The sequence below is a fragment of the Sphingomonas segetis genome, assembly GCF_009720245.1.
GTDB lineage: Bacteria > Pseudomonadota > Alphaproteobacteria > Sphingomonadales > Sphingomonadaceae > Sphingomicrobium > Sphingomicrobium segetis.
Map to the genome: position 1 here is coordinate 1 of NZ_WJSQ01000191.1, position 4284 is coordinate 4284.

General features: G+C 67.1%; 4 protein-coding genes. 2 read left to right on the forward strand and 2 right to left on the reverse strand.

Annotation, left to right across the window (positions count from 1 at the left end):
- Positions 1 to 1069, forward strand: a 1069-nt coding sequence (locus tag GH737_RS13290) for an endo-1,4-beta-xylanase (protein WP_155265277.1), incomplete at its 5' end; no start/stop codon positions are given.
- Here the strand turns inward: GH737_RS13290 and nagA are convergent.
- Positions 1066 to 2208, reverse strand: a complete 1143-nt coding sequence (gene nagA / locus GH737_RS13295) for an N-acetylglucosamine-6-phosphate deacetylase (RefSeq protein ID WP_155265278.1) — start codon at positions 2206 to 2208, stop codon at positions 1066 to 1068. The two genes, GH737_RS13290 and nagA, sit on opposite strands and share 4 nt — an antisense overlap.
- Complete coding sequence (locus tag GH737_RS13300; protein WP_420853456.1) at positions 2208 to 3254, reverse strand: SIS domain-containing protein; 1047 nt, start codon at positions 3252 to 3254, stop codon at positions 2208 to 2210. The genes nagA and GH737_RS13300 overlap by 1 nt, the downstream gene beginning before the upstream one ends.
- Positions 3255 to 3333: 79 nt before the next feature.
- Here GH737_RS13300 and GH737_RS13305 point away from each other — a divergent pair.
- A partial coding sequence (locus GH737_RS13305; RefSeq protein WP_155265279.1) for a glucose PTS transporter subunit IIA occupies positions 3334 to 4284 on the forward strand: 951 nt, incomplete at its 3' end.

The window sequence follows — 4284 nt, forward strand, 5'->3', positions numbered from 1 at the left end:
GCCGGCCGCGGCCGATTCCCTCGACTCGCTTGCGCGCCGAAGCGGCCGCCGCTTCGGCTCGGCGGTGGCGTGGGGACATCCCGGCGCCGACCGCGGCAGCTTCGCCAATCCCGCCTATGCGCGCATCCTCGAGCGCGAATGCGGGCTCCTGGTGCCGGAGAATGAGCTCAAGTGGCAGTGGTCGCGGCCCGGGCCCGACAAGTTCGACTTCCGCCAGTTCGACGGGATCGCCGATTACGCGACCGCGCATGGCTTTCCGCTCCGCGGCCACACGCTCTTCTGGACTCCGGCCAAATGGTACCCGAAGTGGCTCGCCGAGACGAAGTTCGCGTCGGCAGCGGAAGTTGAGCGGTTGCTGACATCCCATGTGCAGACGGTCTGCCGCCGCTACGGCCAGCGCGTCTATTCCTACGACGTCGTCAACGAGGCGGTTCAGCCCGAAACGGGCGCGATCCGCGAGACGAACGTCACGCGCGCGATCGGCGGCGAGCGCTTCGTCGACCTCATGTTCCACACGGCGCGCGCCGAGGCCCCACGCGCCGAGCTGGTCTACAACGATTACATGAGCTGGGAGCGGAACAGCGAGGACGAGACTCACATCAAGGGCGTGCTCACGCTTCTCGAAGGTTTTCGCAAACGCGGCACGCCGGTCGATGCGCTCGGCGTCCAGTCGCACATCCGCCTGCTTAAGGGCGCATCCGTCGCCGAGATCGTGCGCGAGTCGCAAGGGCCATGGCGCCGTTTCCTCGATGAGGTGGTCGGCATGGGCTACCGGCTGGTGATCACTGAGTTCGACGTCAACGACCACGCGGCGCCGCAGGCGATCGTCACGCGGGACCGGATGGTCGCCGATTACGCGAAAGCCTATCTCGACGTGATGCTCGATTATCCCCAGCTGCGCGACGTCATGTGCTGGGGAATGTGCGACCGCTACAGCTGGCTCGAGGGGTTCGACCCGCGCGCCGACAAGGCGCCCAAGCGCGGAACGCCTTACGATGCGCAGTTCCGGGCAAAGCCCCTGCGGCAGGCGATCGGCGCTGCATTGGTCGCTGCGGCGCAGCGCGCCTAGGCGTCGCCTGAGCGGGCGCCGTCGACCCAGCTTTCGACGACCTGCAGTTCGCCGTCGAACAGCACGAGGTTGGCCCTATAGCCCGGCGCAATCCGGCCGAGCTCATGATGGAGTCCGAGGAATGCGGCGGGATTGGCACCGGCCATCGCCACAGCTTCAGTCACTTTCAACCCGAGCATCGAGACCGCGTTCCGGACGGCGCTCGCCATGTCGAGATCCGAACCGGCGATCGTGCCGTCCGCGTTGACGCACTTGCCGTCGACGACCGAGATCGCCTGCTCGCCGAGCATGAACGCCTTGGCCCCGCCGACGCTCGGCATCGCGTCGCTGACCAGCATGAAGCGGGTGAGCGGCGCGGCGCGGAGGGCGATCTTGAGCACCCGCGGATCGATATGGTGGCCATCGACGATCAGACCGCACCAACTGTGCTCGTCGGACAGCGCCGCTCCCACCACGCCCGGCTCGCGGGCGGTCAGTTGCGACATAGCGTTGAACAGATGCGTGAAGCCGCGCAGGCCGTTTCGCAGCGCTTCCGCGATGCAGTCGGCCGAGGCGTTGGTGTGGCCGGCGCAAACGATCACGCCCGCCTCCGCCAATCGCCGGATCGCCTCCTGCGGCACCTTTTCGGGGGCCAGGGTGACGACCGTCCTTCCGCCGGTGGGGCGGCTCAGCAGCGCGATTTCCTCATCGTCGATCGGCCGCAGCTTGGCGGCGTCGTGGATGCCCTTCTTCTCGACGTTGAGGAACGGCCCCTCGATGTGGACTCCGAGCACGCCCGGGATGCCCTGCTCGATCGCTGACCGCGCGGCCTCCATCGCCGCTTCGATCTTCGCCGCATCGTCGCTGATCAACGTCGGCAGGAAGCCGGTCGTCCCGAAACGCCTGTGCGCCGCCCCTATAGCGGCGATCGTTTCGACGCTCGGATCGTCGTTGAACAGACGGTCTCCGCCGCCGTTGACCTGTGTGTCGATGAAGCCCGGAACGACCGTTCGTCCTTGCAGGTCGACTTTAGCGGCATCGCGCGGGAGATCGTCTTCATCGATGATCGAATCGATGCGGCCGCTGTCGATGACGACCGCTCGCCCCGTCACGAACCCGTCGCCGACCAGCACACGGCCGTTGACCAGAGCCTCGGCCATCAGTGCGTTTCCGTGATTTTGGCGAGATGCGGCGGACGGTCGGGATCGACCCCGCGCGCGAGTGCGAGCGCATTCGCCGCGCGGTAGAAGGACTGGATCTGGACGATCGGCTCGAGCAGCGGCGCGCATGAAATCGCCGGGAGGACCGTCGCGCCTTCCGCCTGAGCGCCGGTGAGGAATACCCGCGCGCCGCGCTCGACCAAAGCACGCGCCGTCTCGCCGACGTTGCGCCCGGTCTCGTCGGCCTGGCCGAACATCAGCGCCGGAAAACCCTTGCGCACCAGCGCCATCGGCCCGTGGCGAAGCTCGGCTGTGCTGAACGCCTCGGCGTGGAGCTGCGACGTCTCCTTGAGCTTGAGCGCGGCTTCCTGCGCAACGCCGAACCCGACGCCGCGCCCGAGAACGTAAAGGTCCGTTGCACCTTTCAAGCCCTCGACCAGCCCGATCCAGTCGAGATCCCAGGCTCGCCTGAGCAGCGAGGGAAGCTCGCGCAGGTCGCTTCGCAGCACATCGTCGTCGCTCCATTCGGCGACCAGCCGGGCGATGCCGGCGAGCGAGGCAATGAACGACTTGGTCGCGGCGACGCTTCGCTCCTGTCCTGCGGCGAGGCCGAACACCTCGTCCGCCATCTCCGCCAGCGGCGAATCTGTTTCGTTCACCAGCGCGATCACGCATGCGCCGGTGGCCTTGAGGCCAGCCACGGTCGCGAGCAGGTCGGGGCTTCTGCCCGATTGCGAAATGGCGATGCAGACGGCGCCGTCCGCCTTGAGCGGCGATCCATAGACAGATGCGATCGACGGCGCCGCGGAGGCGACCGGAACGCCGATGCGCGTCTCGATCGCATATTTTGCGTAGGTCGCGGAATGGTCGGAGCTGCCCCGCGCGCAGGTGATCACGACCGGCGGCGAACGCTTGCGGAGTGCGGCCCCGATCCGCTCCAACTCGCCCGTGGCGCTCTCCTGACGCGCGACCGCATCGGCGGCTTCGGCAGCTTCGCGAAACATCGCCGTGGCCTGCGCCGCCGCTTCGGATTGGTCGGTGATCACTATTGACGCACGCTAACGATGTGCCGGATGCTCGCACAATGACAAAGTTGCGAGGGCGCTCGCCCGTGAGCTCCAGCCGATGAGCCGAACGATCCTCGCCGCTCCCATCTCGGGATGGCTGACGAGCCTCCGCGAGGTTCCCGACCCGGTCTTTGCAGAAGGGATGATGGGAACCGGAATCGCGATCGACCCGACCGAAGGAATGCTGGTCGCGCCCTGCGATGCCGAAGTGTTGCTGGTCGCGCCGGCGGGGCACTCGGTGACGATGAGGACCCCCGAAGGGGCGGAGATTCTCATCCATATCGGGCTTGAGACGGTCGCGCTCGAGGGCCGTGGCTTCGAGGCGCATGTCCGCGACCGCGACCGCGTTGCCGCGGGCGACCGGCTGATCAGCTTTGACCTCGACGCCGTCGGTCTCGAAGCCAAAAGCCTGGTGACACCAATCCTGCTCACGAACGGCGAGGCGTTCCAATTCATCCCGGAGTCGTTGAACCGGCTGGTCCAGCGGGGACAGCCCATCGCCTTCGTTGAGCGCGGCGAAGAATCCAGCCGAACACAAGCTCAAGAAGGCAAAACCCATCGCGTCGAAGTCGTTATTGGCTTTGACCACGGGCTCCACGCGCGGCCGGCAGCACGCATCGCGGATTGCGCAAAGCGATTTTCGGGCGAGATCAGGATCAGCACCGGAGACAAAAGTGCGAACGCGCGCAGCCCGACCGCAATCATGGCGCTCGACGTCAAGAAGAATGACCGTGTTGCCCTGACCGCGACCGGTGACGACGGCGAGCGAGTCCTCAAGGCCATCGCCGATCTGTTGGCCGCAGGGGAGGCGCCGCAGGTGGCAACAGCATTGCCCGCGCAAAAGCGGGAGCTTGCCGAGAACGAGATCGCCGGCGTCTGCGCGCTGCCGGGTGTGGCACTGGGAACGGCCATGCATTGGCGGCGGCAGGTGCGCGAGGCGCCCGAGGAGGGTCGCGGAGGCGACGAGGAGCGCGCGGCGCTCGACGAAGCACTCGCTGCCGTCCGCGCT